This is a genomic window from Halioglobus sp. D3-4 (genome assembly GCF_055809315.1).
Window position 1 is genome coordinate 148,825 of the sequence record NZ_CM147907.1, and the last position, 26,872, is coordinate 175,696.

Annotated in this window: 24 protein-coding genes; 6 read left to right on the forward strand and 18 right to left on the reverse strand. The window is 57.3% G+C overall.

Going from position 1 to position 26,872, the window contains the following annotated elements; translation table 11 throughout:
- Nucleotides 1-302: 302 nt before the first annotated feature.
- The 8 genes from AC0L6S_RS00675 to AC0L6S_RS00710 form a co-directional block, all read right to left on the reverse strand.
- Nucleotides 303-2,876, reverse strand: a complete 2,574-nt coding sequence (locus tag AC0L6S_RS00675; protein ID WP_473426491.1) for a TonB-dependent receptor — start codon at nt 2,874-2,876, stop codon at nt 303-305.
- A gap of 274 nt (nt 2,877-3,150) precedes the next feature.
- Complete coding sequence (locus AC0L6S_RS00680; protein WP_473426492.1) at nt 3,151-3,858, reverse strand: 16S rRNA (uracil(1498)-N(3))-methyltransferase; 708 nt, start codon at nt 3,856-3,858, stop codon at nt 3,151-3,153.
- 7 nt (nt 3,859-3,865) lie between these two features.
- A complete protein-coding gene (gene rimO / locus AC0L6S_RS00685; RefSeq protein WP_473426493.1) occupies nt 3,866-5,191 on the reverse strand; it encodes a 30S ribosomal protein S12 methylthiotransferase RimO in 1,326 nt (441 codons plus the stop codon).
- 262 nt (nt 5,192-5,453) lie between these two features.
- On the reverse strand, nt 5,454-6,755 hold the full coding sequence (locus AC0L6S_RS00690; protein WP_473426494.1) for a mechanosensitive ion channel family protein: 1,302 nt from the start codon (nt 6,753-6,755) through the stop codon (nt 5,454-5,456).
- 145 nt (nt 6,756-6,900) lie between these two features.
- Nucleotides 6,901-8,544: a DcaP family trimeric outer membrane transporter gene (locus AC0L6S_RS00695; RefSeq protein ID WP_473426495.1), complete on the reverse strand. Its 1,644-nt coding sequence runs from the start codon at nt 8,542-8,544 to the stop codon at nt 6,901-6,903.
- A gap of 22 nt (nt 8,545-8,566) precedes the next feature.
- Nucleotides 8,567-8,866 (reverse strand): putative quinol monooxygenase, encoded by a 300-nt coding sequence (locus AC0L6S_RS00700; RefSeq protein ID WP_473426496.1) that lies wholly within the window; start codon nt 8,864-8,866, stop codon nt 8,567-8,569.
- Nucleotides 8,867-8,980: 114 nt separating this feature from the next.
- Nucleotides 8,981-9,640, reverse strand: coding sequence for a thermonuclease family protein (locus AC0L6S_RS00705; RefSeq protein WP_473426497.1), 660 nt, complete (start codon nt 9,638-9,640; stop codon nt 8,981-8,983).
- Complete coding sequence (locus AC0L6S_RS00710; protein ID WP_473426498.1) at nt 9,627-11,720, reverse strand: DUF3604 domain-containing protein; 2,094 nt, start codon at nt 11,718-11,720, stop codon at nt 9,627-9,629. The genes AC0L6S_RS00705 and AC0L6S_RS00710 overlap by 14 nt, the downstream gene beginning before the upstream one ends.
- 148 nt (nt 11,721-11,868) lie before the next feature.
- Between AC0L6S_RS00710 and AC0L6S_RS00715 the strand changes: the two genes are divergently transcribed.
- Nucleotides 11,869-12,645 carry a crotonase/enoyl-CoA hydratase family protein gene (locus AC0L6S_RS00715; protein ID WP_473426499.1) on the forward strand — a complete coding sequence of 259 codons (777 nt, stop codon included), beginning with the start codon at nt 11,869-11,871 and terminating at the stop codon, nt 12,643-12,645.
- Between the two features lie 6 nt (nt 12,646-12,651).
- Here AC0L6S_RS00715 and AC0L6S_RS00720 read toward each other — a convergent pair whose 3' ends face one another.
- The 10 genes from AC0L6S_RS00720 to AC0L6S_RS00765 all read right to left on the reverse strand — a co-directional run bounded on the left by AC0L6S_RS00720 (nt 12,652) and on the right by AC0L6S_RS00765 (nt 21,004).
- A complete protein-coding gene (locus AC0L6S_RS00720) occupies nt 12,652-13,122 on the reverse strand; it encodes a DUF2244 domain-containing protein (protein WP_473428531.1) in 471 nt (156 codons plus the stop codon).
- 184 nt (nt 13,123-13,306) lie between these two features.
- Nucleotides 13,307-14,620: an ATP-binding protein gene (locus AC0L6S_RS00725; protein ID WP_473426500.1), complete on the reverse strand. Its 1,314-nt coding sequence runs from the start codon at nt 14,618-14,620 to the stop codon at nt 13,307-13,309.
- Entirely contained in the window at nt 14,617-15,285 is a 669-nt protein-coding gene (locus AC0L6S_RS00730) for a response regulator transcription factor (RefSeq protein ID WP_473426501.1), read from the reverse strand. The genes AC0L6S_RS00725 and AC0L6S_RS00730 overlap by 4 nt, the downstream gene beginning before the upstream one ends.
- Entirely contained in the window at nt 15,285-15,596 is a 312-nt protein-coding gene (locus tag AC0L6S_RS00735) for a PepSY domain-containing protein (protein WP_473426502.1), read from the reverse strand. Before AC0L6S_RS00735 ends, AC0L6S_RS00730 begins: the two co-directional genes overlap by 1 nt.
- A 22-nt stretch (nt 15,597-15,618) precedes the next feature.
- Complete coding sequence (locus AC0L6S_RS00740) at nt 15,619-15,918, reverse strand: PepSY domain-containing protein (RefSeq protein ID WP_473426503.1); 300 nt, start codon at nt 15,916-15,918, stop codon at nt 15,619-15,621.
- Between the two features lie 161 nt (nt 15,919-16,079).
- Complete coding sequence (locus AC0L6S_RS00745; RefSeq protein WP_473426504.1) at nt 16,080-16,892, reverse strand: DUF4198 domain-containing protein; 813 nt, start codon at nt 16,890-16,892, stop codon at nt 16,080-16,082.
- Nucleotides 16,889-17,383 carry a DUF2271 domain-containing protein gene (locus AC0L6S_RS00750; RefSeq protein ID WP_473426505.1) on the reverse strand — a complete coding sequence of 165 codons (495 nt, stop codon included), beginning with the start codon at nt 17,381-17,383 and terminating at the stop codon, nt 16,889-16,891. The genes AC0L6S_RS00745 and AC0L6S_RS00750 overlap by 4 nt, the downstream gene beginning before the upstream one ends.
- Entirely contained in the window at nt 17,380-17,970 is a 591-nt protein-coding gene (locus tag AC0L6S_RS00755) for a PepSY-associated TM helix domain-containing protein (protein WP_473426506.1), read from the reverse strand. Before AC0L6S_RS00755 ends, AC0L6S_RS00750 begins: the two co-directional genes overlap by 4 nt.
- A gap of 57 nt (nt 17,971-18,027) precedes the next feature.
- On the reverse strand, nt 18,028-20,124 hold the full coding sequence (locus AC0L6S_RS00760) for a TonB-dependent receptor domain-containing protein (RefSeq protein ID WP_473426507.1): 2,097 nt from the start codon (nt 20,122-20,124) through the stop codon (nt 18,028-18,030).
- A gap of 217 nt (nt 20,125-20,341) precedes the next feature.
- Nucleotides 20,342-21,004 carry a pseudouridine synthase gene (locus AC0L6S_RS00765; RefSeq protein WP_473426508.1) on the reverse strand — a complete coding sequence of 221 codons (663 nt, stop codon included), beginning with the start codon at nt 21,002-21,004 and terminating at the stop codon, nt 20,342-20,344.
- A gap of 91 nt (nt 21,005-21,095) precedes the next feature.
- Here AC0L6S_RS00765 and AC0L6S_RS00770 point away from each other — a divergent pair, with 91 nt between their 5' ends.
- From AC0L6S_RS00770 to kdsA, 5 genes are all read left to right on the forward strand, one after another.
- Nucleotides 21,096-21,749 carry a class I SAM-dependent methyltransferase gene (locus AC0L6S_RS00770; RefSeq protein WP_473426509.1) on the forward strand — a complete coding sequence of 218 codons (654 nt, stop codon included), beginning with the start codon at nt 21,096-21,098 and terminating at the stop codon, nt 21,747-21,749.
- A 186-nt stretch (nt 21,750-21,935) separates the two neighbouring features.
- Nucleotides 21,936-22,883, forward strand: coding sequence for an acetyl-CoA carboxylase carboxyltransferase subunit alpha (locus AC0L6S_RS00775; protein WP_159171406.1), 948 nt, complete (start codon nt 21,936-21,938; stop codon nt 22,881-22,883).
- Nucleotides 22,884-22,889: 6 nt separating this feature from the next.
- Nucleotides 22,890-24,236 (forward strand): tRNA lysidine(34) synthetase TilS, encoded by a 1,347-nt coding sequence (gene tilS / locus AC0L6S_RS00780; protein ID WP_473426510.1) that lies wholly within the window; start codon nt 22,890-22,892, stop codon nt 24,234-24,236.
- A 127-nt stretch (nt 24,237-24,363) separates the two neighbouring features.
- Complete coding sequence (locus AC0L6S_RS00785) at nt 24,364-26,013, forward strand: CTP synthase (protein WP_473426511.1); 1,650 nt, start codon at nt 24,364-24,366, stop codon at nt 26,011-26,013.
- On the forward strand, nt 26,010-26,861 hold the full coding sequence (gene kdsA, locus AC0L6S_RS00790; protein WP_473426512.1) for a 3-deoxy-8-phosphooctulonate synthase: 852 nt from the start codon (nt 26,010-26,012) through the stop codon (nt 26,859-26,861). Before AC0L6S_RS00785 ends, kdsA begins: the two co-directional genes overlap by 4 nt.
- Nucleotides 26,862-26,872: the final 11 nt, after the last annotated feature.

The following is a 26,872-nucleotide window of genomic DNA, read 5'->3' on the forward strand; positions in this document are numbered from 1 at the left end:
TCATATATGTATGAACTCCTCTTTCTTGGTGAGGCCTGTAACATTATGATAAATATAGATAAGTTAGGAGTTTTCTTCACGTCACATGGTATCCATATAGAAAAGGGGCTGCTCCACAAGGCTGGCGGCTATTGTGGGCTGGGCGGCACCGGAGTGAGTTGTCCGGAGGGTTTGTGCAACGCTTAGGGTGAACGCATCTGCGGATGCAGGCGGTGTTCAGTGGCTCTTGCTGCAGATTATGCGGGACGAAAAAAAGCCCGGCGTGATGGACGATCATGCCGGGCTCCGTTTTGCGAGTCAGCTTACCAGGTGTAAGCGGCCTCGATACCGTAGGTGCGCGGCAGGTTGTAGCTGGTGGCTGCCACGCCGGTATTGTCTACCAGCGGTGTGCCGCCCTGAACATAGCGGTCGTCGGTCAGGTTGTTACCCCAAGCGGTGACACGCCACGCCATATCGGGTGAGTTCCATGTAAGGCGTGCTGTGACATCTGTCTGGTCTACTTTCCATATGCCGGAAACACAACTGGACGCGTCAAAGCAGTTATTCAGGTTCGTGCGATAGGACGCCGATAGTAGCGGTACGATCGTGCCGTACTCTGTCTCAAACGTGTACTGTGCTGCCAGATAGAACACACTGTCTGGCAGACGCGGCAGGCTCTCGTTGGAGCGATCAATATCGCAGTTCAAAACAGTTTGGCCAGAGCCCGGAATCACGATTTCAGAGCAACCGTCCGGGATGGGCTCCCCTGCGGGGGGAACCGCACGGATCTGCTCATCTTCATACTCGTCAATTTTGCTGTCGTTAAACGTCACATTGGCTGTGAGCTGCAGGTTTTCGATCGGCAGTACCACTGCCTCAAACTCAATACCTGAGATGTATGAGGATTTGGCGTTGATCAGAGCGCCCGAAATACGGCCCTCCGGGCTGATCCTGACGGTGGACAGCTGCCGGTCCTGGTAATCGGTATAGAAAATCGCTGTATTCAGCCGCAGTTTTCTGTCCCAGGCGTCCATTTTGAAGCCTATTTCATAGTTCCAGACCTCCTCCGGTTTGTATTCACCCATCAGGCCGGTGACCGTATCCACGGTGTCTGTCAGGCCGCCGGAGAGGAAGCCGTTGGCGACGGTGAAGTATGCGTTACCGAAGTCCATAAAGCCGATACCGTCAAAGGTACGCTGGATGCTGGCCATCGGGGTAACCTTGGTCTTGTCATACCTCTGCGTCTGGTTGGCTGTCGGGTCGGGCATCCCGTCTATCATTTCTGTGACGAACCCGTGATTGGGGTTGAATGACTGTCCACCATCGGAAAAGGCGTAGACTTGAGGCGCAAGGCCCGGGAATGGTTGAGTCACTGTTCCTGAGGTCGCCATGGTGTTTATATCGGGAATCATGAAATTGCGCGTCAGTTTGCGCTCCTCCCAGGTGTATCGTGCGCCGACGGTCAGCGTCCAGTAATCGTCAAAATGCCAGTCGGCCTGGCTGAAAAGTGAGGCTGATGAGTTTTTCGCCAGCAGTTCGGTGAGGCTGTTGATGTAGAAGGCTGTGCTAGCGTTCCCGATAGGTGCGGGCGCGTTGAAGAAGGGGCCGGTAGGCGAGGAGGCGGCACCTTTGTCGGTATGCTCGTGGAACCCGAAGACACCAACCACATAATCGAGTTTCTCATCGAATGCGCTACCCGCCAACTGGAATTCCTGGCTGTAGGCGTCGGTATTCCGCTCATCGGCACCGATGCCCATGTAATTACTGCGGCCCAGCAACGAGATTCCTATTGCATCGAGTTCGTTGGCTTCACCGCCCTCTGTGTTACGCCAGGCTGTGATGCTCTTGAAGTTCAAATTATCGTTGATATCCCAGTCAGCGGTGAGCGATAGTGTGTTCACCTCAGCCCTGTAGCGGTTGGGCGTCACGTTGGCCATGATCTTGTCTTTACCGAGATCGTGGTTTGCCTGACACCAGTCGGCGATCGACTGGCCTGTCGAGGGTATTATTACCGAGTTGTCCTGTAATCCCGCCTGCCAGCCGGCACCCGGTATATTTGTCACTACCTGACAGTCCTGGCCGGTGGCCTTCTGGTCTGTTTTACCGTAGTTGTAGTTCAGGTCGAGAATGAGGTCATCTGTGGCTACCCAGCGCAGTTGAGCCTGGCCTCCCCAACGGTCGATATCGTTGTACTCATCCTCGATAAACGGTGAATTGCCGACAGCCTGTGCCGGCAGGTTATCCGGTATTTCGCTTTGCACGTAACCGTCATTCTTGGTTTTATACAGAGAGAAACGCGACATCAATGTGTCGCCAATCAACGGCACGTTGACGGTAACCTTACTGTCCAGTTTGTTGTAGTTCCCAACCCGGACTTCCGCGTGACCGCCGTATTCTTCATTGGGCTTGTTGGTGGTGTAGAGAATGGCGCCACCGGTGGTGTTCTTGCCAAATAGCGTGCCCTGCGGGCCGCGCAATACCTGCACACTCTGCACATCGACATTGTCGAGCACTGCGCCGTCTGCACGTGATACGTAGACGCCGTCGACATAAATGCCCACGCCGGAGTCGAAGTTCACACCGGTATTACGGGCGCCGATACCGCGGATGAAGACGTTGGCTGCACCGGTCGTACCGTTGCCGGAGTACATATCGACATTGGGTACGACCCTGGTCAGGTCAGAAATATCGTTGATGCCCAGTTCCTGCAGGTTTTCGCCAGAAAAGGCCGATACAGCGACGGGTGTCTCCTGCAGTGTTTCCTCCCGTTTACGCGCGGTGACCACCACTTCTTCGAGCATGGATTGGCCCAGCGCTACAGTAGGTATGACTCCCGCTGAGGTTGCGGCTACTACGGCCGAGAGGTGAGATACGATTAAACGTTTTTTTGCAGACATTGTAGGGCCTCTCAAGTCTCTTATGTTATTAACATCATAATAGAAGCAATCGCGTAACTTCTGCACGGGAAGTCACTGTGACTTTTTCACTGGATTCGGAACAGTTGCGAGATACTCCAAAGCCAAGCGGGAAGCTAGCACTATGTTCTCGCAAATACTACGCTCGGAGCGGGTTTGATCAGGCCGCGTTTAAAAAGTCATTTCTGAGTTTAAAATATTGTGTGTCGGTGGGTTTTTTGGCGTGGGGCGAAAGGGCATGCTCGCGCTGTGGCGGCTAGAATAAACGCCCCAACGAACTGGTAACGGCGTTCTCCACGCGCAGGATACGCGTGCCAAGGGAGACCGGCTGGCAGCCGCTGTCCTGCAGTTTTTCCACCTCGTAGGGGATGAAACCGCCCTCCGGCCCGATAACCAGCAGACAAGGCCGCCCGATGTTTCGCGGGCAAGGCGGATGCTCGCCGGGCTGGGCCAGCAGTGCCATTCGCCCTGTGAGCAACCCGGGTAGGCTGTCTTCCACAAAGGGCTTAAAACGTCGGTGGTAGTGAACTGCGGGCAGACGGGTATCCCGAGACTGCTCCAGGCCCTGTAACAGGTATTCCCGCACAGTCGCCTCCTCAAGTACGGGGCTTAGCCAGTAGCTTTTTTCCACGCGGTAGCTGTTGATAAGGTGCAATTCAGCGACACCCAGTTCAGCCACATTGCGCAGTATACGGCGCAGCATTTTCGGGCGGGGCAAGGCCAGTATCAGGGACAGCGGCAGTTTCGGGGGCGGAGGCTGATCCAGCGTAACATCCAGTACGGCGGCCTTATCGTCAATTTGCAGTATCCTGGCCTCGCCCATCAGGCCGTTGATTTCGCCTGCGCGCAGTGTGTCGCCAGCCTGGGCGCGGTGCACCTGCAGCAGGTGCTGCAAGCGACGGTCGTGCACGGTCACCCGATTGGCACTGCGTCGATCGGCGTCACTAAACAGCAGCAGATTCACAGCGAGTTCAGCCGACCCACAAATCGTACTCGTCGGCGGCAGTGACCTGTCCCTCTACAAAATCTCCCGGGTGCAGGCTGGTGGCCCCGTCCAGATACACCTTACCGTCGATTTCCGGCGCGTCGGCGCTGGAGCGACCTATTGCACCGTGTTCATCGACCTCATCGATCAGAACTTCAATAGTGCTGCCGATTCTGGATTGCAATTTGGCAGCGCTGATTTCCTGCTGCAGTGCCATAAAGCGCTCCCAGCGCTCCTGCTTCACCTCGTCGGCGACGGGGTCGGGCAGTGCATTGGCACGCGCACCTTTGACCGGGGAGTACTGAAAACAGCCAACCCGGTCGAGTTGTGCTTCGCGGATGAAGTCCAGCAATACGTCAAATTCCGACTCTGTTTCCCCGGGGAAGCCGACGATAAACGTGCTGCGTAGGGTGATATCCGGGCAGATGTCGCGCCATGCTTTTATCCGCTCCAGCGACTTCTCTGCTGCGGCGGGCCGTTGCATACGCTTGAGTACGGCGGGGCTGCCGTGCTGAAACGGCACGTCGAGATAGGGCAGAATTTTGCCCTCGGCCATCAGCGGTATCACTTTATCCACGTGCGGGTAGGGGTATACATAGTGCAGCCGTACCCAGATTCCGAATTCGCCCAGTGCCTCGCACAGCTCCTGCATCCGGGTTTTCAATGGGCGGCCGTTCCAGAACCCGGTGCGATACTTTGTATCTATACCGTACGCGCTGGTGTCCTGTGAGATAACCAGCAACTCACGTACGCCGGCTCGCACCAGACGCTCGGCTTCTTCCATCACGTCACCGATGGGCCGGCTGACGAGGTCGCCGCGCATATCGGGGATGATGCAAAAGCTGCAGCGGTGGTTGCAGCCCTCGGAAATCTTTAGATAGGCATAGTGGCGGGGGGTTAACTTGATGCCTTGTGGCGGAACCAGGTCAGCAAAGGGATCGTACACGGGTGTGTGGGGTACATACTGGTGTACCGCACCGACCACTTCTTCGTACGCCGCAGGCCCGCTAACGCTCAATACCTTGGGGTGTAAAGCCTTAATGGATTGCGCGTCATCCCCCTTCCCCATGCAGCCTGTAACGATCACTTTGCCGTTCTCGCTGATGGCCTCACCGATCGCGTCCAGAGACTCCTGTTTGGCACTGTCGATAAATCCACAGGTATTTACGACGACAACATCCGCACCTTCATAGGTGGGTACGATGTCGTAGCCGTCCATCTTGAGTTGTGTGAGAATGCGCTCGGAATCGACCAGTGCCTTGGGGCAACCCAGACTCACGAACCCAACACATTTCTTGTCCGAATTGCTCATTCAATTACCATTTACTGTGCTTTTGGGCGTAACGCGATCTGCCAGCGCCTGATTGATGATTGCAGCCTTAATAGCGCGCCGAAGCGAAGTGTTAAAAAGTCGCGCGATCATACCCCAAAGCGCCCTGTTATGCAGGCCAATCTGTACGAAATTTGGGCAGCCGGGCAGGCCAATGCCGTGTGGATATGGCCGGCAGTTGCAGTGCTTTAGCGCGACGAGTGCAACAATACCGGTCCTGCCCCAGCCGGTTCTGCGGCGTATCTTATTGCCCGGGATTGAGAATCTTAACTTCTCGCTGCGGAAAGGGTATTTCGATGCCGTTTTCTTTCAGCGTCTCCAGAATAATCAGCATCAGATCTCCGCCAACCCGGTTTCTGCCGTCATCGACACCGATCATCCAGAATTCGACAAACATATTGATCCCGGAGTCTCCAAAGCTGTCTATTTCACAGTCGGGTCTCTCCTCAAACGGTACATCCGGACCACTGACCACCTGCTCGTGTTCAGCCACTGCCGCTTTGATTAACTCGACCATACTGCGCACGTCAGTGGAATAGGGTACCGAGAAATCAACGCGGTATCGTTGCTTGGGGTCCTTGTGTGTCCAGTTCACCATCAAGGTTGAAATGAAGGTTTCATTCGGAACCAGGATATCCTTACCATCGTAGGTCTCCAGAATGGTATAGCGCATCCTGAATTCCCGGACAAAGCCCACTTGTCCACCTTCCAGTTCTATAAAGTCACCAACCGTCAGTGAGCGGTCGAGCAGTATGATGATGCCGGAGATAAAGTTAGAAGCGATAGACTGTAAGCCCAAGCCGAGGCCAACGCCGACAGCTCCGCCAAAGACTGCCAACGTGGCCATGCTGACGCCCATAATATTGAGCAGCGACAGTGCGACAATGCCGAAAATCGCAATCTCAAACAGCTTGCTGAAGACCTCTTTGGTCGGCACATCGAGCGAGTCCTGCTTTCTGATGACAGCCTTGCCAAAATTATTGGACGCGCGGCCCAGCCAAAAGAGAAAGCTACCAAAAATAAGGACCCTCACGACACCGTAGGCGGAGATGCTGAAGTTGCCCGCATGCAGCGATATTTCCTCCAGAGCGCTGATGACAGTCGGCAGCAGATCCAGTAGGTGCAAGAGCAATATAGGTAGGCCAATCCATCTGAACAGGGATGCGGCGAGTGGGTTTTGAACAAAGACGCGTATTAACGAGTTAAAAAACAGCAAAACAGCAATGGCCAAGGCGGTTTCGATTAGCCAGGGTGTAAATGTCAGGGTTTCACTGATTTTTGTTGATATCTGCAGCAGGACAATAGCAAATAGTGGAAAGAGTATTCCGCCGATTCTGTACCCGAGTTTGCGCACCGGATGGGCGCTCTCCAGTGGCTCATTCTGAGTGAGGCCGATACTGTTGCGGACCTTGTGGGCTGCAGCAAAAGACAGGAGATAGATGAGGACAATACCGAGAACCTGGATATAAGTACCACTGTCACTGGCAGCGACCTGAGCGGTTTGCGCAAGTTCCTCTATTGTTGCAGAGCCTGATGTGATATCCATTTGGTGCTAACCCACACTTACTGGCCAGTTAACGGAATAGAACCAAAAGGAAGACATTTGTCTTTAGGTCCCAGCCGATAGGCAGTTGATGAAAAATTGTGCAGTTCCCCTCGCCGTAACGCAGTAAGATTTTCGGCTGATGCCGTCAGAACCGATATTTTACTGCAAACTGAAACTGCGTGGCATCACCGTACTCGCCATCTTTATTTTCCCGGCGCCCCCACAGGTATTCCCCACCCAGGTCGATACGGGGAATGGGAGACCAGATCAGGTTGGTTGAAAACCGGTATGTTCGCTGGTAGGCGTCTCCCTCTGCAAAGCCAGGGTTGTTGAGGTCGACAAAGCCAAACGTGATGTTGGATCTCAGTTGGTTGAGCCCCCACCAGTGTTGCCACGACGCATACCCGGCTGTGACGTCGAAGAGTTGGAGTTTGTTAGTGCTGGGATCGAAGATGCCATCGTAATTGCCGATACTGGACAGGTCGTTGACGTAACGGCCGATGGCTCTGCCGTAATTCAACTGGAACAGCAGGCTGTCACGCTCGTCCAACATCGGTGTCATAAAGCGCCCGCTCAGCGAGGCGCCCCATGCAAACTCTTTCTCGACGTTGCCGGTGGTATCATCCTGGCCACGTATTTCACGCATTAGCAGGGCGAGTTTGACGTGCAATCGAGCGCGAGGCTGAAACCGCCCTGCAATAACAACATCCGGTGTGCGGGTAACCCCAGAGCCATTCTGAACCTGTGGGTTCGGATCTTCGAGCGCAAACTGCAGCTCATATTTCTTGCCAAAGGTAGGCATGAATCGAACTTGTGCCTGACGCACATTGATGCGAGCGTTCAACCCTTCGAAGTCAATTTCTTCGGGTGATGCATCCGGGTCCATGAAGGTGGACCAGGTCTTGCCGGCGAGCATTTGCCGCCACTGGCCGAAAGCGTGGCGCAGGCGGAAGGTGTCGTTACTTCCAGCGAAATCTCCTTCGATAAATGCGCGCATGATGCCGTAGTCGGTCTGTGACCTCAGGTCAAAATTCAGCCGGGATTGATCAGCGGTGATGCTGCTTTGAGCTTCGTCTCCAGTAGTTTCATTAACTCCGACCGGGATGGAGCCGGTGATAAATCTGTCCTTGATCTGCAGCGGGTCAAAGTTGTAGACAATGTCGGTTTTCACAAACCCGCCGATCGCCAGTGCGGCATCGGTGCCGGGCAGGCGCCAGGCGCCTTTGAAATCGTCTAGCAAGTCCCGGCTGGGGTCATCTGCCTGAGCCTGCGCGACAGCGTTGCCGGTGGCTATTTCCTGTTCCTTCTCTGTTTGGGGCGTCTCCGGTTCAGGTTTTGTGGCGGGTTCGGGAGATGTGGCGGCGGCGACCGAGATTTTGGTGGAGGTCGTGCTCGCCTTTGGCAGAGGCTCCTGCATGGTCTCCAGTTCGCTTGTCAGCGTAGAAATTTTCTCCGATTGACTGTTAAGCAGCGTGCGCTGTGCAGTCATTTCCTGTTTTACTGCAGGTAGCGGTGCCCGAACGGCTTCCAGCTCCTTGGTGAGTGCGTCGATTTGTTCAGCCTGTTTCTCGAGCAGTTTTCTTTGTGCGGCCAGCTCTTTCTGCTGCTCACGGAACAGGGCGATGACATCGCCCATGTCCATGTTTTCCTCGAACGCTTTCAGTGTGCCGTCTGCAGCCATCTCCGAGAGGTGCGAGACCGAATCCTGAGCCTGCTCCGCTTGCACGGGCGCTATGGCCAGTATTCCCAGCAGGGCGAAAGCGGATGCTCGGAGCGTCACAATGTTCATACAGCGTCGTTAGCGGGATCGCTCAGAATGGTTGTATTTCTTTGACCTCGTAGAACTTCAGGTCCATCGCAGTGGGCGGGTTGGCGCCTATAGCCTGCTGGAATTCGGCCATATGCGCTGTTCCCATGTGTTCCATAAGCGCTTCGAGGCTCTGCCATTTCTCCACTATCCGCAGCGTGCCGGGGTTGTTCAGTTCGACGCTGAATGTATAGTCATCGCAGCCGGGTTCTGCTCGACTGGCCTTTTCCATTGTGCCGATAGCGTCTTTTAAAGCGGCTATGTCATCCGGTGTGCTTTCTATTATGGCGTTCACAACGATCATTATTTATTCCTCGGATTAAAGTGTATGCGTCTGTTTCCTGAGCGCGATAAATTTACCGCAATCGCGCTGCGGTTGACAGTGAATATGCCTGATTGACCGGTTTCTGCTATTGCTTCAGCGCTTGTTCCTGCGCCACTCCCACGGTGCGACCGGGTTCGGCTCGGCCCAAAGTCCCAACTTTTGCGTGCGTGCCTGCCGCTGCGCGGTCTGTAATAAGTGTTCATGCGGTGCGTAGTACTGGTACCACCAGGCGTAGCCGCTGGCGACCATGGCGGCATTGATATTGCGTCCGCCCTGATAAAGCGTGCCTACTATGCGGCCGTAGCTGTCCGTCTCCACGATCACCACACCTACTGGTTGCTCATCGACAAGCTGTAACAGGGCTTTTTTTGCCGCGTTACCATAGGGCTGGTCGCGCTCCGGCGTGTCGATGCCGTAGAGGCGCACCTTGTGCTGTGTGTTGCTGCTGTCGAGAATGGACACGGTATCGCCGTCGGCAACCCGCACCACGCGTCCTGTCAGATCAAAATCAGTGGCAGTCTCGCCCTCGCGCGCCGCACCGATTTCTTCAAGCGATGTGGCCGCGCGGCGCCAACCGGCCTCGGGGCGTGAGGCGTACTCCGAAATCGTTGAGGCGACTTTCTGATAGATGGCGAACGGCCAGCGAACTGTTCCTGTGTTGACGTACTGCACCAGGCTGAACAGCGCCAGTACGATCACCACTTTTCGAAGTTGGCGAAATCTCCTGTTTGGTCTGGTGTTACGGCTTCTCACTGGCTTCTCCATCGCCGATTGCCATGTCTACCGTGCTCTGTTCCGGTAGCGTCAGTGTGCCCTGTGTTTGCGCTACAGTGTTTGGGCGGAACCAGATGGGCGAGGACCAGGCCCTTTCCTGGATGGTTTTTGGCAGATCGGAGCGCGGCTCTTCGTCGGCGCGTATCGCGTCCCAGGTCGACCAGCGACAACTGGGGTTTTCCAGTACGCGGACATAGTAGAAGGCCTCCTGATCGGGGTTGAAATCAGGATCGTGCCACAACGCTTTCAGCTCGCTCGCACCGCTGCCGGTGGTGGAACAGTCATTCAGGTTCACCGCAGCGCCGTTATCGGGGCACAGTCCGGTGGATGGATCCGGATGAAGGTCGTTCGCGCAGGCGGCATCGTAAATACGCTCCTGATGCGCGCCGTTCTCCAGATAGCCTTTGATGATCTGCACGCGCTGCAGGGCTGTGCCCGATGGATCTGCGGCGGCCCAGACAATAAATGCAGGTGATCTAGCTCCCTCTCCGGGTAAATCGCTGCCCATGGTGACACCGCGCTGGTAGGCAATGCGGGTCAAGCGCGGGCTGTCGAGCATCCCGGGGGCGAAATCATAGCCGCCGAAAAAGCGAACTTTTATTCGCGGGCCGCTGGTGGCAAACGTCTCCTTGCGGCGGAAGGCGCGGTAGATCGACTCGCGTGTGTTTTCCTCGGCCCAGACGCCGGCCATGCCGGAGGCAGACCAGTATTCGAACGATGAACTGGCCATGTAGTCCTTGCCGTCGACCTCTTTTACCAGGCCGGGATCAAGGAACTTGACGACGGTTCCAGTGAGGAATGATGCTGGGATGGAGCCGCGCAGTTCGGGGGTGCCGTCCAACATGCCGGCCTTGGAGAAGAACGTCTCTTCATCCTCTGAACTGGCGGCATCGTGCGTGTCGCTGGAGCCGATCAGGCCAAATTTGTAGGGGTTTACGACACCTTCTGATTGAAGGTGCAGACCGCGCAGATAGGCATCGCGCACGTAGCTACCAAGTGGTTCGCTGTGCAGCTTGGTGGCGACACGGTACGGCGCGATTTCGAAATTAGCCCATTCGTCATTGGGGGAGAGCAGTGGATGGGTATCCGAGGTGCCCTTGATCTGGGTGATTTCCACCAGTGGCTCGTTGCGCATGCGCTGCTCCGAGTAGGCATCGTCGATAGGGTTGCCTGCCCAGTCCGACATTTTAAACATTTGCCCGTTGGAGCCATTGGAGTTGTGCGGAATCGCCAGGCTCTCTACACCCTGCGCGCGCAGATTGTCCATCCACTGCCATAACCCCTCGGGATTCTGCGAGTTGAAACGCGAGAATGGTATCGCCGGAAGGCGGTCGCTGTCGCGGAAAATCACGTTGCGGTGCAGGTTGCCCTGATCGTCGGAGGAGGAGGTGTATTCGAACGCGGCAAATGTGGTGAATGCGCCGGGGACGTAGGCCTCATTCGCTGCCCTTATTGCATCTCGCCACGCCGATTTTGTCACTTCCTCCACCATCGACATATCAATACTGCCATCGAGTAGTCCACCTACCGCGCCGGGTAGAAAACTGGCGAACGCGGTACCGCGGTCCGGCAGGCTGTATTCGTTCATATTGTCAGGTGCATTGATGTTATGCAGCGGTTCGGATACCGCATAGCGAGAGAACTCGCTGTCGGTGTCTGCCGCTTCCTTCACCAACCCCATCAGCATGGCGTGATCCGTCACGGCGTAGAAATCCATCGGCTGCTGCAATTGCACCTCATAACCACTGGGGTGCTCCAGTGCCTGGCCCTTGGCATAGCGGTAGGCATCATCGGGCGTGCTGACAGTGCCGAAGACATAGGCGTCGAAAGAGTACGCGGTATGTACGTGGAGATCGCCGAAATAGGCATTGCGATCCGGGTTGGGTGGCGGCCGCAGCGTCAGGATTTCCTCGTTGGGCGGGAACAGGCTGTTGGTGCCGCGCGAGACGCCTGCAAAACCGACGTCTTCATTCTTTTGCATCTCGTCGAGAGAGCTCTCCGGGCCGGAACAGGCACCGAGTAATAATAGAGTAGAGAGTAGAGTGAGCTGGATTCTCATGCGGGAGGTCTCTTTTTTTTGCGTGAGAGGATGATAGGCGGCGCGGGTATGGCAGTCCAGTGCTCGGACTGTTGAGAGACTGGTGTCACAGTACACGCTAAAAGCAGTATGCTCTATCGTCAGCGTGACTTTTGGAAGAGGTGGGAATATGGATAAAGTACTAGTGGAGGTTCGGGAGCGTATCACTGTGGTCAGCATCAGGCGGCCAGAGGTGCGCAACGCTGTCGATGGTGATACAGCGCGGGCACTGACACAGGCTTTTCACAAATTCGAGGACGATCCTGAATCGGATGTCGCGGTGCTGTATGGCGATTACGGCAATTTTTGTGCCGGAGCCGATCTCAAGGCCATTGCCAGAGGGTCCGGCGGCAATTCATTGACTCCCGACGGGGACGGGCCGATGGGGCCGTCACGTATGCTGCTGGGCAAGCCGGTGATTGCAGCCATAGCCGGACATGCGGTGGCAGGCGGTCTGGAACTGGCGCTGTGGTGCGATATGCGCGTGGTGGAACGCAGCGCGGTGATGGGGGTTTACTGCCGTCGCTGGGGCGTTCCACTGATTGATGGTGGCACTGTGCGTTTGCCGCGCCTGATCGGCCACAGCCGCGCGATGGACCTGATTCTCACCGGCAGGGGGGTGGCGGCGGATGAAGCGCTGCAAATGGGGTTGGCAAATCGCGTGGTAGCGGACGGGGAAGCGCTGTCGGCGGCATTGGAATTAGCGCAGCTGCTGAGCCGGTTTCCGCAAAACTGCCTTCGCTCCGACCGCCTCAGCGCCTATGAACAATGGGGGATGCCCCTGCAGGAGGCCTTGAGCAACGAGTTCGCACGGGGGCTCACAGTTGTCGATTCCCGCGAAACAGTGGAGGGCGCTACCCGGTTCGCTTCCGGAAAAGGCCGCCACGGTGACTTTGAGGAGATTTGAGGTGGCCTAGAATTCCCGCAGCGCGCCTGAGCCGAGTGCGCGAACCCGGATCTCGCGTTGCAGCAACTCGAGCAGCTTCAGGCTGTCCTCCCGATTCAGGAATTCACCCAGCGGAATGAACACGTTGTGATCGTGTAAGCACAGTTGCGGAGCCTCCCAGGGGTGTCGCTGTGCGGTGACGGTCAATCCCGATTTGTGCCTGACAAGCTGCCAGTGTTCCAGCGGCGTGCTGTAGCCTTTGTCGATACAAACTGTGTCGCCGCTAACGGTGATAACATGCTGGTACTGTAAGCGGTGGTTTACCCGGTAGAGCGCTATGCCCAGCGCGAGCAGTTCCAGCCCGGCGAACGGGAGAATCAGCCAGGCGCCCAGCAGGGCAAAGGGAATGGCGATACCCAGCATCGGTACAGCAAGGGCCAGCAATACCGATACATTGGTGTTCCAGTGCGCCGATCGGTTCGGTCTCGCCACGATCATGACGCGTGTTGAGGTGCGGCTACTACTGACCAAGGTGAGCGCCCCATACGTGTTTTTTCTCAGTCTAGACAATTTCCCCCGCTTCGCCTACTCAGACAGGAAGTTTATCCGCGCAAGGGGCTGCCTGCGGGAGCGTCGGGTGCTGCCAGTTGTTGTGGCACCGGAAAATGCCGGTACCGCTGAGCTACGGCCATGGCAGCTGTACACGTACAGTCAGCCCGCCAGCTTTACTCCTCTCAAATGACAATTTGCCCCGATAGGCCTCCACCTTGTCCGCAACAATCGCCAGACCGAGTCCGTGGCCGAAGACGTTTTCATCCAGCCGCGTGCCGCGTTGTATGACCTGCTCCAGTTTGTGCGTGGGAATGCCGGGCCCATCGTCGTCTACCTGTATAAGCAATGTGTCGGCAGCACGGCCCATCGTCAGGGAGATGGACGCCCGACCCCATTTGCAGGCGTTGTCCAAAAGATTGCCGAGAATTTCCAGTATGTCTTCCCGCTCCCATGGAATCCGACCGTGCAGGTCTATACGTTCGCCAATGGTCATCTTCTGTTGGTGAGCGCTGCTTACGCTGTCGAGCAGCAGTGGCAGGTCTGCTTCAATGTCGAATAAGTCATGCGCGCTGTGCATGCCCGCAGTTCGCGCATGTGCCATCTCTCGTGTGATACGCTGGCGTATGTACTCAATCTGCGAATTCAGCGCCTCCTGCAGGGCCGGGTCGCCACGGATGATGTCGCGATCCGCCAGATTGCGCAGTACGGCCAGCGGCGTCTTCAGCGTGTGACTCAAGTCGCCGACTGCGACCCGTGACCGGTGCAATTGTTGCTGCGTGTCGCGCAGCAGACGGTTGATTTCGTGCACCAGCGGCGCGAGCTCTTCCGGAACATCTTCCATTAGTGTCGTTATCGAGCCATTGCGCAGTTGTTCAACCTGCCGGCGTGCGAGTTCCAGCGGGCGCAATGAGCGGCGCACCAGAAATCGCTGCAGCAGCGCCAGCATCACCAGCACAGCAACGCCACTGGCCAGCAGTACAAGCCTTATATTGCGTATGTCCTGCAAAACACCGGAGTAATCGATGCCTACTACCACTTCCAGAGATTCACCCAGGCGCTGGTAACCTGTGGCCAACCACAGCAGGCGCTGCCCATTGGGGCCGTCGACCAGTTGATCGGTCAGGCCAACTCGCTCGATCGGCGTCAGCTGCTCGTCCCAGAGTGAGCGTGAGCGCCACTGCCGTTCACCGACAGTTACCAGGAAGTACCGCCCCGACAGCGGCTGCTCATAGGCGGGGTCAATGACAGCGCTATCCAATAGCAGTCCGTTGGGGCCGCGCCTGATCGCCTTGAGCAGGCTGCGACTCTCTTCTTGCAAGTCGGCCATCATGTAGTCGCGCAGGGTGTTGTCCAATAACCAGTTGGCCGTCAGCGTCATGGCGATGCCCGCCAGCAACAGGCTGCCGATCACTCCCACCGTCAGCAGGCGGTTGATGGATATCATGCCGAGACGCCGCGAAACAGGTAACCCTGGCCGCGCCGGGTTTCTATCACGCCGCGGCCGAGCTTGCCGCGCAGGCGATTGATATGTACCTCAATGACATTGCTGTCGCGCTCCCGTTCATTGTCATAGAGGTGTTCCGCAAGGTGTGAGCGCGACAGCAGTTTGCCGGCGTGCAGCATAAAGTAGCGGAGCAACTGGAACTCCGCGCCCGTTAACTCGATGCGCGTGTTGCCGCTGGTGACACAGTGGCGGTCTTCATCCAGCAGCAGCCCGCCCGCTTCCAGTACTGGCTGGTTTGCCAGATTGTGTGTGCGTCGCAACAGCGCCTGAATTCGCAACAGCAGTTCTTCGGGGTGAAAGGGTTTGGTGAGATAGTCATCTGCACCTGCTTTCAAGCCGTCTATGCGGTCGGCCCAGGTGTCTCGCGCAGTGAGGACGAGCACCGCCGTCGACAACTTTGACGCGCGCCATTCCTGCAGGATATCAATGCCGTCCCGGCCCGGAAGTCCCAGGTCGAGCACGATAATGTCGTAACAGTTGTCGCTGGCCTGCACGCTGGCGTCGCGGCCATCGACCAGCCAGTCCACTGCGTAGCCGTTGCGTTGCAGCAGCGGCATCAACTCATCGGCCAGTGCGACATTGTCTTCAACCAGCAGCAGTCGCATCAGTCCTCCAATTCGTCCTCGAGGAGGGTGCCGCTGACGGCGTCGATTTCCAGTTCGCGCACGCTGCCATCGCCGACGAGAATCTCTATTTCATAGAGGTAATTGTCATCCTCAGCTTCCAGTTCCACTTCCAGTATCTGCATATCGGGGTAGCGCTGGGCAACGGATTGCACAATGTCTTGAAATGGCGCGACGGCACCGGAGCGTCGAAGTTTCAGCACTTCATCCTGATTGAGCTCATCGGCGTTGCCGGCAACACCGGCAACGCACAGAGCTACAGCGACAAAACAGCTGGCGAGATAGGGCGACATAGCTGTCGCAATAGCCCCTTGCCTAGTTGTCCTGCTTGGTTTTGAGGATGTCACCGGTCGTGGCATCAATGTCGACATCCCATTCCTGACCGTCGGCATCGTGCAGTTCGACCTCGTAGATGTACTTGCCGTACTTGTCTTCGAGTTCGGTGTCGGTAATAGTCGCGCCGGGATGTGCCTTGAGTGCGATTTCGTTCAGCGTTTCAAACGGCTTTATTTTTCCATCGCTCTGCAGCTTGGCGGCTTCGTCGACGCGGACGTCGGCAAGGGCGATACCTGCAATAAAACTGGATGTGAGGATAACGGCGGTTACTCTTTTCATACGATTCTCCCTTTCAGTTATGTGGCTGACTTTGCCACGGTTCCAACCTTAACGCGATAACATTAACTGAAACTTAAATTACCCGATGGAGAATCTGTCACCTTCGCGCAACTGCCCGTGCACTGCAACGTCGCGAGGCGCGAAGCTGACCCCGCGTTTCCTCAGGGGGCCAGCACTTCGAGCGTCAGGTAGTAGCTGTAGTAGCGCTCGGTGATCTCGCCGTCATCCGGGGTCTCCTGCAAGCCCGCTTCTATCAGATAACGACCGGGTTCCGGCCAGCTAACGGTGACAGTTCCGCTGGCGTCTGTTACATACTGCTGCTCCTCTGGGTCGTCGCGGTAGCGGCTGCCATCGGGTTGTACGGCCACTGCCAGTCCCTCCACTGGCTCCCCGTTCAGTGTGAAACTGAACTGCGCTGACTCGTCGCTGTACAACTCATTGGGATGGTAATCGCTGATCTGCAGTTGCAGTCCGGCGCTGTCGTCAGCTGGTGCTGGAAGGGTGCCGGCGCCCAGCGTGACATAGGTTTCTATCAGGCTGTGTGACTCTGCAAATTCAACGGCCGATGCGTTTTCCGGAAGCCCGGCTTTCAGCTCGTCGAGAGAGCCGCGCGCGTGCTGCTTCTCGGGCTGGTCGGGCAGTTGATAGGAGACAAAGTACATCGGCGGCCCACCCGCAGCAATGCGGTAGGTGCCACTCGACTCGACATCGATGTCGAAGCTCGAGCGCCGTGCACCTTCTGTCGGGTTAGCGAGAGGAACTTGCGCACCGGCGGGGTTTGACACGGAAACGATCGCCAGTGGCATACCTTTGTCCACGTAGAAAATATTGTTTGATGCGGTGAAATCAACAGTGACGGTTTCCGCATCACTGAGTGTGAAATCGGTGGGCATAAACCACCGTTTGTGTGCATGTCCGGTCGAGCTGAGCAACGCGGTTGTCAGGAATAATGCTGCAGTGCGAGAGTATGTCATGGTGTCGACTCCGGAGTAATGGTTAGAGAGACTTCGCCGAGTTCGGAACTGCCACGCTCGGCGATGCTAAGGTCCTGCACAGGCCAGTCGAAGGGTATTTTGATATGCTCGCGACCGCCGACCTCGCGAACAGCCTCGATATTCAATGTGTATTTGCCCGCCGGCAGATCCTGAACCGATGAGACGGTATAGCTGCCCGGCTTTCGCGTGGCGCCGGAGACCCCGTCAACCGGAAGTGCGAGCTTTTTACCGCCGCGCCTCCACCAACTGCGCAGATCCCTGTGCCATTTTTCCTGTTCCAGCCACAGTGCGAGCTGCGCGACCTGTTGGCGTTGATCGTCCTCAATCCACAGGGCGATGTAGGGTCGGTGATATTCAGCGGCGTCGATGGATGGAATCTCAAAATCCACTGTCACCTCGGCAGCGCTCGCAGCGCAGGGCACAAGCGCAAACATCAGGGAGCTGGCAAAACAAAGCGATTTTAGTTTCAAGGTACAAATATCCAGTAGAGTAGTAGGGGCAGCGCGGTGCCCAGGGTAACCAGAGGCCATGTACTGCGTCGCTTGCTCGCGTGAATATAGAGTAGCAGCAGCCCGGTAATGGAAAATACGATGCAGATGATGGCCGTGATATCGATCAGGTAGAACCACACCAGGCCGGAGTGGCGCCCTTTGTGCAGATCGTTGATGACCGCCACGAGGCCGTCGCTCACCTGCTCCAGAGTCAGGGTGCCACTGTCCAGTTCGAGTACTACCGTGGACAAGCCGCCCGGGCGCTGGTAATCCAGTACCCACTCGTATTCATCGCGATCGATATTGCGCGGCACCCCCAGGCCCCAGCGTGCATCCAGTTCTTTCGCCAGATAGTCCAGACGCGTGACCTCGTCGGCCCGCTCAAACGCCTGTAACCACTGCTCTGGCAGTTCCACTTCCGTGAACTGTTCCGTCGGTGTTGCCGAAAACCACTGCGGGTGATTCAGCGTGATACCGGTGACGGAGAAGAACAGCAGGCTGGCCAGCCCCAATGCGGAGCTGATCCAGTGTATTGTCCGGCTGGCTTTGGCCAGTGTGGGATGCATCTCAGTAATCTATCCGGCCTGTGGTGTTTACCGTGTATTCCCCGGGTTTGAAACTGCCTAGAATTCGTAGGAGATCGTCGCCTTGTAATTGCGCCCGGGCTCGTAGTCTGTCAGTTGCAGCTCGCCAAAACGCGGGTGCGAGGACAGGCCTGTGCGCGAGGACTGCGAAGCGTAGTACTCATCCAGCAGATTGTCTACGCCGACGGTCAACGAAAGACCAGACACCCACGGGGGTGACCAGCGCGCAGATACATTGACGACGGTAAACCCATCCTTGCTGTTGTCCAGTGTCGCCCCGTCGAGGTCAAGCCCGGAGCCGAGACTTTCAACCCACAGCACATCGGAGTGCAGCGCTACGTTGTACGCGTCCAGCATATAGTCGACATTGAGGCTGTAAGTATCACCCTGCTCGCGGTCGAGGCGGGCGCCATCGAGATCGGTGTAATCACTATTGGCGGAGAGGTCGCTGTCAGACAAAGAATAGGTCAGCATCGTTTTCAATGCACCCCACTCGTAGCCGATGTAGCTTTCCACGCCATCGATGCGCATATCACCGACGTTGTCCTGCCAGTAACCACTACCCTGTGATGGCGGAACGGCGGCATACTCGTAGATGTAGTCCTCGATGTCGGTGTAGAACAACGTAAATCCGGCTGAAAAGCGATCAGCACCGAACAGTTGATCGTTGTAGGCAACGGACAGTTCAGCGTTGTATCCCGATTCGTTGTCGATATCCGGATTGGCCGTGTCGTAAAGTCCCGCGCCGGTAAATACCTCGCTAATCTCCGGCCCCTGGAATAACTGCGTTCCGCTCAGTTTGACCACCAGCGTATCGATGACCGTCCATTCAACGGCGAGCGCGCCGCTGAGTGCGTCGTAGTTGTCGTCAACCACGTTGGAATCAATATCATAGTAGTCGTAACGCACGCCTGGAATCAGTGCCAGTGAGGGGTTCAAATCAATACGGTCCTGTAAAAAGATCGCCGAGTTTGTCGCGTTCTCTCTTGATAGAACGGAGCCGTCGGGTTTGTATTCGGTATCGTATTCAATGATGTCCACACCGTAGGTGAGCTGATGCGTGATATTCTCGCCCAGAGTGCTCAGGGCCAGTACATTGAAGCCTTTATTCTCAGCCTTTCCTTCCACATAGGCCGGGTCTTCCGGCCACAGGGCATGCACTGCCGACTCGTCGCGCGAGAGCGTACTCTTATTGCCAAACAGCGCGGCAGTCAGCGATGAGTTGTCGCCCCACTGTAACTCGTAGTTCAGGGTCACCGTATCGCGGTCGAAGCGGGTGTCAAAGGTCAATGGCAGCCCCAGGCTGTCGCCTATCGCAATATCAGTCGCCAGCCCCATGTCCGGGCGATAGCTGTAGTCGCCGGCATCCTTGTAGTGCTCATAGGATAGTTGCAGGCGCTGGTTGGGCGTGAGGTCCCAACCGACCTTGACCAGCGTGTCGTCCAGGTTGCCCTTGAGGCCCTTGACCTGACCATCGGTTCCGGGAATTTCCTGGCCGTTGGAGTCCTCAATTTTGCCGCCGCCGACCTTGTAGTTGTCGCGGTCCAGGTGGTGGTAATAGGCGAGAGCATCGATGTTATCGGTGATCTTACCGAAGGCGATCGCGGAATAACCGGTACCGGTGTTGTCGCCGTACGTACCTTGTAAACGCATACCGTAACGCTGGCCGTCGTTGAGCAGGTGCCGCGCATCTTTTGTCTCAAAGCGGACCGAGCCGCCCAGGCCGCCGTGGATCACCGAGTTGGTACCCACATCGATATCCACCGACTGCAGTATGTCGGCGTGAATCTGCAGGTTGCCCATGTGGTGGTACATATACGTGTTCTGGTTGGCCCCGTCGATACTGACTTTTAGGTCCCTGTCTCCGAGGCTGCGGATTGTGATGCGCTGATTGAGGGAGTGTGCGCCGCCGACGTCGACCCCGGGGATAGTGCGCAACAGATCGCTGAGGTGGTCCGCCTGCTTGATACTGAAGGCCTCTTCACCGAGTTCCACGGAGGAGGTGCGCACCTGCGTGGCCCAGACGACAACCTCCTCTAATTTTGGTGGCTCCTCGGCAAGCGTTCCGTTGGCGATGCTGAGCGCGGCGGCAAGAGCGGTCAGTTGGGTGGCAGTGGGTAGGCGGTTGTGGGTCATTCCTGTGGGCTCCGTGGCGTAGTGAACGTCGAATTTGTTCGCGCAGATGATAATGATTCTCAACACTATGATCAAGTGAATAAGAATCGTTATTAATATTTATATTATTTATTTTATGATAAGGCACGAGAAGTGCCCTTTACCCGGGCTGGGTAAGGGGATTGGGCGTGATTGTCGGCCTGAGCAGCGGCCTATTGGGTGGAGCAGTGTGAGAGAGCTAGAAATCCGGCGGGCATTCGCCGCGCAACCACTGGCCCGTGGTGGGGTGTGTAAATTCCAGTGTGGTGGCATGCAACATCAGGCGGTCCGCCATCCCCAGCGCGGTTTCATGCGCGTACATATCGCAGCCCAGAATAGGGTGACCCAATTCGCGCATATGAATGCGCAACTGGTGAGAGCGCCCGGTGACGGGTTTCAGCAACAGCCGGCTGCGGTCTTCTTTTCGCGCCAATACCTCGAACCGGGTGAGAGCGTTGCGGCCATTTTCGTGGCATATTTTCTGCAGTGGGCGCCGTTCCCAGTCGCAGGTGATGGGCAGGTCTACCTCGCCCTCATCGGGTTGCACTGCGCCATAGACAATAGCGTGATAGCTTTTTTTGACTTCGCGTTGCTGAAACTGCCGACTGATGTGCGCGTGAGTCGGCTTGTTCAGTGGTATGACCATAATGCCCGAGGTGTCCAGATCCAGCCTGTGCACGATACTGGCGGTCGGGAAGCGCTGTTGCAGGCGCGTTATCAGACAGTCCTTGTTGAGTGGGTGACGCCCCGGAATACTCAATAGCAGTGTCGGTTTGCGCACCAGTAGTAAATCGCTGTCCTCGTACAGTATGCTGATCTCTTCAGTGCTGTGGGGAACAAGGTAGGGTGGTAGTTCTTCCATGTCGGGTGATCTGTACTCTGGCGCGCCGCAGCGGTTTTTAACCCGCGCGGCGCTTATACTGCGGCCACGCTAAAACGGAGGCGTCCGCGAAATGATTGAGCCACACAGCTTACAGCAACATCTGCAGGGAATCATTCCCTGCGCCCGGCTGGAACAGACCGGGCTGCCGGACTGCCCGTCGATTAAGCTGTGGTTGCTAAATGGTGACTACCCGCAGGGCGACCTCGAACCGGAGCAGGTGCAGCAGGTGATGGACAATCCGCTGTACTGGGTGTTTTGCTGGGCCTCCGGGCAGGTGCTGGCCGATTTTCTGCTGTCTAATCCGCACTGGGTAGCGGGCAAGCGCGTGCTGGATTTTGGCTGCGGCAGCGGTGTGGTCGCTGTTGCTGCGGCGCTGGCGGGCGCAGCCCAAGTGATAGCCTGTGATATCGACCCGATGGCGCAAGCGGCCACGGCGCTGAATGCCCGTCTCAATGAGGTAAAGCTGATAGTAGCGCCGGACTTCGACGCGGTGGCGGGGCCGCTCGACCTCATTATTGTGGCGGACGTACTCTACGACAAGGCCAATTTTCCCTGGTTGCAGCGCTTCACGCAGCGCGCCGAGCGGGTGCTGATCGCCGACTCCCGGGTAAAGAACTTCGATGTTCCGCCGTACCGGCAGATCGCGCAGCGCGCCAGTTTCACCGTGCCGGACCTCGATGAGTCGGCCGAGTTTCGCGACGTAAGAATCTATCTGGCCGACTGACCGGAGGCACTGGCGAGGGTCGTGCATCTGCAGGTTCGGCAATTCGCCACACGGCTGTGTTGGTCACTTTCCCGCAAAGGCTCTCGACTCTGGCCAAGGGCCATTCTCGTGAATTCTGGCTATTGGTCTGCGCAGGATTAATTTTGTACACTGTGCGCCAATTCAATCTGTTGAGACTACCCGAGCATGAATCCCAATTACCTGGACTTTGAACAGCCTATCGCCGAGCTGGAGGTCAAAATCGAGGAGTTGCGACTGGTCGGCTCTGATAACGAGATCAATATCAGCTCGGAGATTGAGACGCTGCGGGCCAAGAGCACCAAGCTCACTGAAAAAATCTATTCCAATCTCAGCAGCTGGGATATCGTCAAAGTGGCGCGCCACCCGAGGCGCCCGTATTCCCTCGATTACATTCCACTGGTATTTACCGAGTTCGATGAACTGCACGGTGATCGTCACTTCGGTGATGACAAAGCTATCGTTGGGGGCGTGGCCCGTATCGATGGCCAGCCGGTAATGGTGATCGGACAGGAAAAGGGGCGGGCGGTGAAGGACAAGGTGCTGCGTAATTTTGGCATGCCCAAGCCGGAGGGCTACCGCAAAGCGCTGCGCCTGATGGAGATGGCCGAACGCTACCGCATGCCGGTGGTGACACTGATAGACACACCGGGGGCGTATCCGGGCATTGATTCCGAGGAGCGAGGTATCAGTGAGTCTATCGCCCAGAACCTGGCGGTGATGTCGAGACTCGCGACGCCCATCGTCTGTATTGTGATTGGTGAGGGCAGTTCCGGTGGTGCACTGGGTATCGGTGTCGGGGATCACCTGGCCATGCTGCAGTACTCCACCTACTTTGTGATTTCTCCCGAGGGCTGTGCCAACATTATCTGGAAGGATACCGCGCACGCGCCTGACGCCGCAGAGGCGATGGGCGTCACCTCGAAAAACCTGCAGGACCTGGGCATCGTCGATGCCACGATTCCGGAGCCCCTGGGCGGTGCCCACCGCGATGTCGGGCTGATGGCCGAGCGCATCCGCGAGCATATCGTCACCCAACTGGGGTTGTTGCAGGGATTACCGCTGGAGGACTTGCTGTCCAAGCGCTATCAGCGGCTTATGTCCTACGGGAACTAGGCCGGATTGCTCCAGCACACCGATCTGGATGCGCCGTTAACCGAGCTGCTCGCCGCCCCCGGCTGGTATGTGGCCTATAGCGGCGGTCTGGATTCAACCGTTCTGCTCCACCTATTGCAGCGCTGGTGCGCGGCCAATCCCGGGGCGCCTCCACTACGCGCGATCCATGTTAATCACGGCCTGCAGGAATCTGCCAACAGTTGGCAGCAGCACTGTGAGGCGCAGTGCCTGGTATGGCAGGTGCCCTGTGTGACCTGCGCAGTGGAGGTCGCCACCCAGGGCAGTCTGGAGGCGGCGGCGCGGGAGGCGAGATACAGCGCTTTCGAAGCACAGCTGGAAACTGGCGCTGTCCTTTTTATGGGGCATCATCTCGATGATCAGATTGAGACATTTTTCCTGCGCCTGCTGCGCGGCGCGGGGGTTGACGGGCTCGCTGGCATGCCGCGCCAGCGGCGTCTTGGCAGTGCGGTGCTGGTGCGCCCCCTGCTCGATTATGCGCGCGAGGAACTGGAGGGTTATGCGCAACAGCATGCGCTCACTTTTGTCGAGGACCCCAGCAATCAGGATACCGCGATGGATCGCAATTACTTGCGCGCCGAGCTATTGCCGGTGTTGAGTTCAAGATGGCCGACATACCGCAACTCTGTGGCACGCGCGATGACTCACCTGGCGAGTGCCGGCGAGGTCGTGGCCGCGGTAGCGGGGGTGCCGGATACCCTGCGCAGTGTGATGGGCGATCCCGGGGTGCATATTTCTGCATTGCTTGAGCCAGCACAGGAAGTCGCCGCGGTGCGGCTGCGAGCCTGGCTGTCTGCACGGGGAGTGCAGGCGCCGGATCGCGCTGCGATGCTGGAGTTTTTACGCCAGCTGCAGGTCGCGCCGGTGGATGGCAGTCCACGGCTGGACTGTGGCTCATACGCGCTGCAGCGCTACCGCGACGCTGTGTATTTGGAGCCCGGGTCTGTGGCGTCCGCGCCGGGGGAGGCCGTATACCTGGCGCCGGGTGAACACTGTGAGATACCCGGTGTCGGGACATTGAACCTGAAGCAGCAGCCCTCCGATGGACTGTGTTTGCAGCCCAAAGAGCAGCTGACCGTGCGCTGGCGCGCAGGCGGGGAGCGCTGCCGTCTGGCGGGGCGCGCCGGTAGTCGCAGCCTGAAGGCCCTGATGCAGGAATGGGGGGTGCCGCCCTGGTGGAGGAGCCGCGTGCCACTGTTATGCCTGGGTGACGAGGTGCTCGCAGTGGGGGATTTGGCGCGCTGTGAATCCAGTCGCTGGCGGGCCGTGGCCCCCGAGGGTGAGTCGCTGTGGGTTTTCGAATGGAAGCGGCCTTGTGACACCGGTTCTGATTGAGGTCACACGCCCTTTCTGGTAGCCTAACTGCCCATCTTTTGCAGGACCAGCACCGGTAGATAAAACTCCCCGAGAGCTCCGGAAGCAGGGACTGTATGTCCGGCACTAAAGCATACATAGGCTATTCATGACGCGTTATATTTTCGTCACCGGTGGGGTGGTTTCGTCCCTGGGGAAAGGCATTGCTGCCGCATCTTTGGCCGCAGTGCTGGAGGCCAGGGGAATCAAGGTGACGCTGCTGAAGCTGGACCCTTATATCAATGTCGACCCGGGCACTATGAGCCCGTTCCAGCACGGTGAGGTTTTCGTCACCGAGGATGGCGCGGAGACCGACCTCGACCTGGGCCACTACGAACGTTTCACACACACGGTGATGAAGCGTACCAATAACTTCACTACCGGCAGGGTCTACAACGCGGTGCTGCGCAAGGAGCGGCGCGGTGATTACCTCGGCGGCACGGTGCAGGTCATTCCCCATATTACCGACGAGATCAAACGGCGTGTGGTACTGGGTGCTGGCGACGCCGATGTGGCCGTGGTCGAAATTGGCGGTACGGTCGGTGATATCGAAGGCCTGCCCTTTCTGGAGGCGGCGCGACAGTTGAAGGTGGAGATGGGCCCCAGTCGCGCCCTGCTGATGCATCTCACACTGGTGCCCTATATAGCGACCGCCGGTGAAATCAAAACCAAGCCTACCCAGCACTCGGTCAAGGAGTTGCGCTCCATCGGCCTGCAGCCCGATATACTGCTGTGTCGCTGTGCGGTCGAGATCGAGGAGAGCTCACGCAAGAAAATCTCGCTGTTTACCAATGTGGAAGAGCGCGCTGTCATCCCACTGCTCGATGTCGATTCGATCTACAAGATACCGGGTATGCTGCGCGACTTTGGTCTCGATAAATTTGTCGTCGAGCGTTTTGGTATCGATTGTAAGGATGATGCTGACCTGTCTGATTGGGCAGATGTTGTCGAGCGTGAATTCACTGTCAGCAGCGGACGGGTGAGAGTGGCCATGGTCGGCAAGTATGTCGACCTGCAGGATGCCTATAAATCACTCAATGAGGCCCTGGGCCACGCAGGCCTGCAGACGCTGACAGACGTGCAGATCGAATACATTGATGCGGAGGATATCGAGCGCAATGGAACGACCTCGCTAGAGGGAGTGGATGCCATCCTGGTGCCGGGCGGTTTCGGAGATCGCGGTGTGGAAGGCAAGATTACCGCCGTGCGTTTTGCGCGCGAGAATAATATCCCCTTCCTCGGTATCTGCCTGGGTATGCATGTCGCTCTCGTGGAGTACGCGCGCAACGTCTGTGGGCTGGAGGGCGCTGATTCCACCGAGGTGAATCCATCCACGCCGCATCCCATCGTCGCGTTGATTACCGAGTGGAAGAATGCGGACGGCAGTGCCGAGCAGCGCGATGAAGCGTCCGATAAGGGTGGCACCATGCGCCTCGGCGCACAACCCTGCCATCTGGAGCCCGGTAGCAAGGTGCGGGAAATCTACGGCGCGGATGTGATTTCCGAGCGCCACCGTCACCGTTACGAAATCAACAACAACTATATCGAGCGATTGCAGAATGCCGGCATGCGCATTGCGGGCTGGTCTGCAGATCGCTCCCTGGTGGAGATGGTTGAGTTGCCTGATCATCCGTGGTTTGTCGCCTGCCAGTTCCACCCGGAGTTCACCTCCAGGCCGCGCGGTGGACATCCCTTGTTTACCAGCTATATCAAGGCCGCCATCTCTCATGCCCAGAGGGGCAAGCAGGCAAGCGAATGACCGGGAAAGCTGTTTCCATTGGTAAACTGAGTATCGATAACGCGGCACCTTTTGTTCTTCTGGGCGGTGTCAATGTGCTGGAGAGTCGCGACTTTGCGCTGCGGGTGGCCGAGCACTATGTACAGGTATGCACCAGACTCGGCATACCCTACGTGTTCAAAGCCTCTTACGACAAGGCTAATCGCTCGTCCATTCACTCTTTTCGGGGCCCCGGCCTGGAAGAGGGGCTGAGTATCCTGGCAGAGGTGAAAGCCACGTTCGACGTGCCCATTATCACCGACGTGCACACGCCCGAGCAGGCCGCACCTGCTGCCGAGGTCTGCGATATTATCCAGCTACCCGCATTTCTGGCGCGACAGACCGATCTGGTCGCGGCGATGGCGGCAACCGGTGCGGCCATCAACATCAAGAAGCCACAGTTCCTCAGCCCCTCGCAAATGGCCAACATCGTGGAGAAGTTCGCCGAATGCGGCAACACGCGGGTGATGCTGTGCGAGCGCGGCAGTAATTTCGGCTATGACAACCTCGTTGTGGATATGCTGGGCTTCGGTGTGATGAAGCGCAGTTGTCATGATGTGCCCCTGATCTTTGATGTGACTCATGCACTGCAGTGCCGCGACACCGGCGGCGCGGCATCCGGCGGGCGGCGTTCGCAGGTGGTGGAGCTGGCACGTTCGGGCATGGCACTGGGTCTGGCGGGTTTGTTTCTGGAAGCTCATCCAGAGCCCGACAAGGCGCGCTGCGACGGCCCCAGTGCGCTGCCGCTGGCGCAATTGGAACCTTTTTTACAGCAAGTGAAGGCGGTCGATGACCTGGTGAAGTCATTGCCCCCGCTAATTATTGAGTAGCAACTACGGAG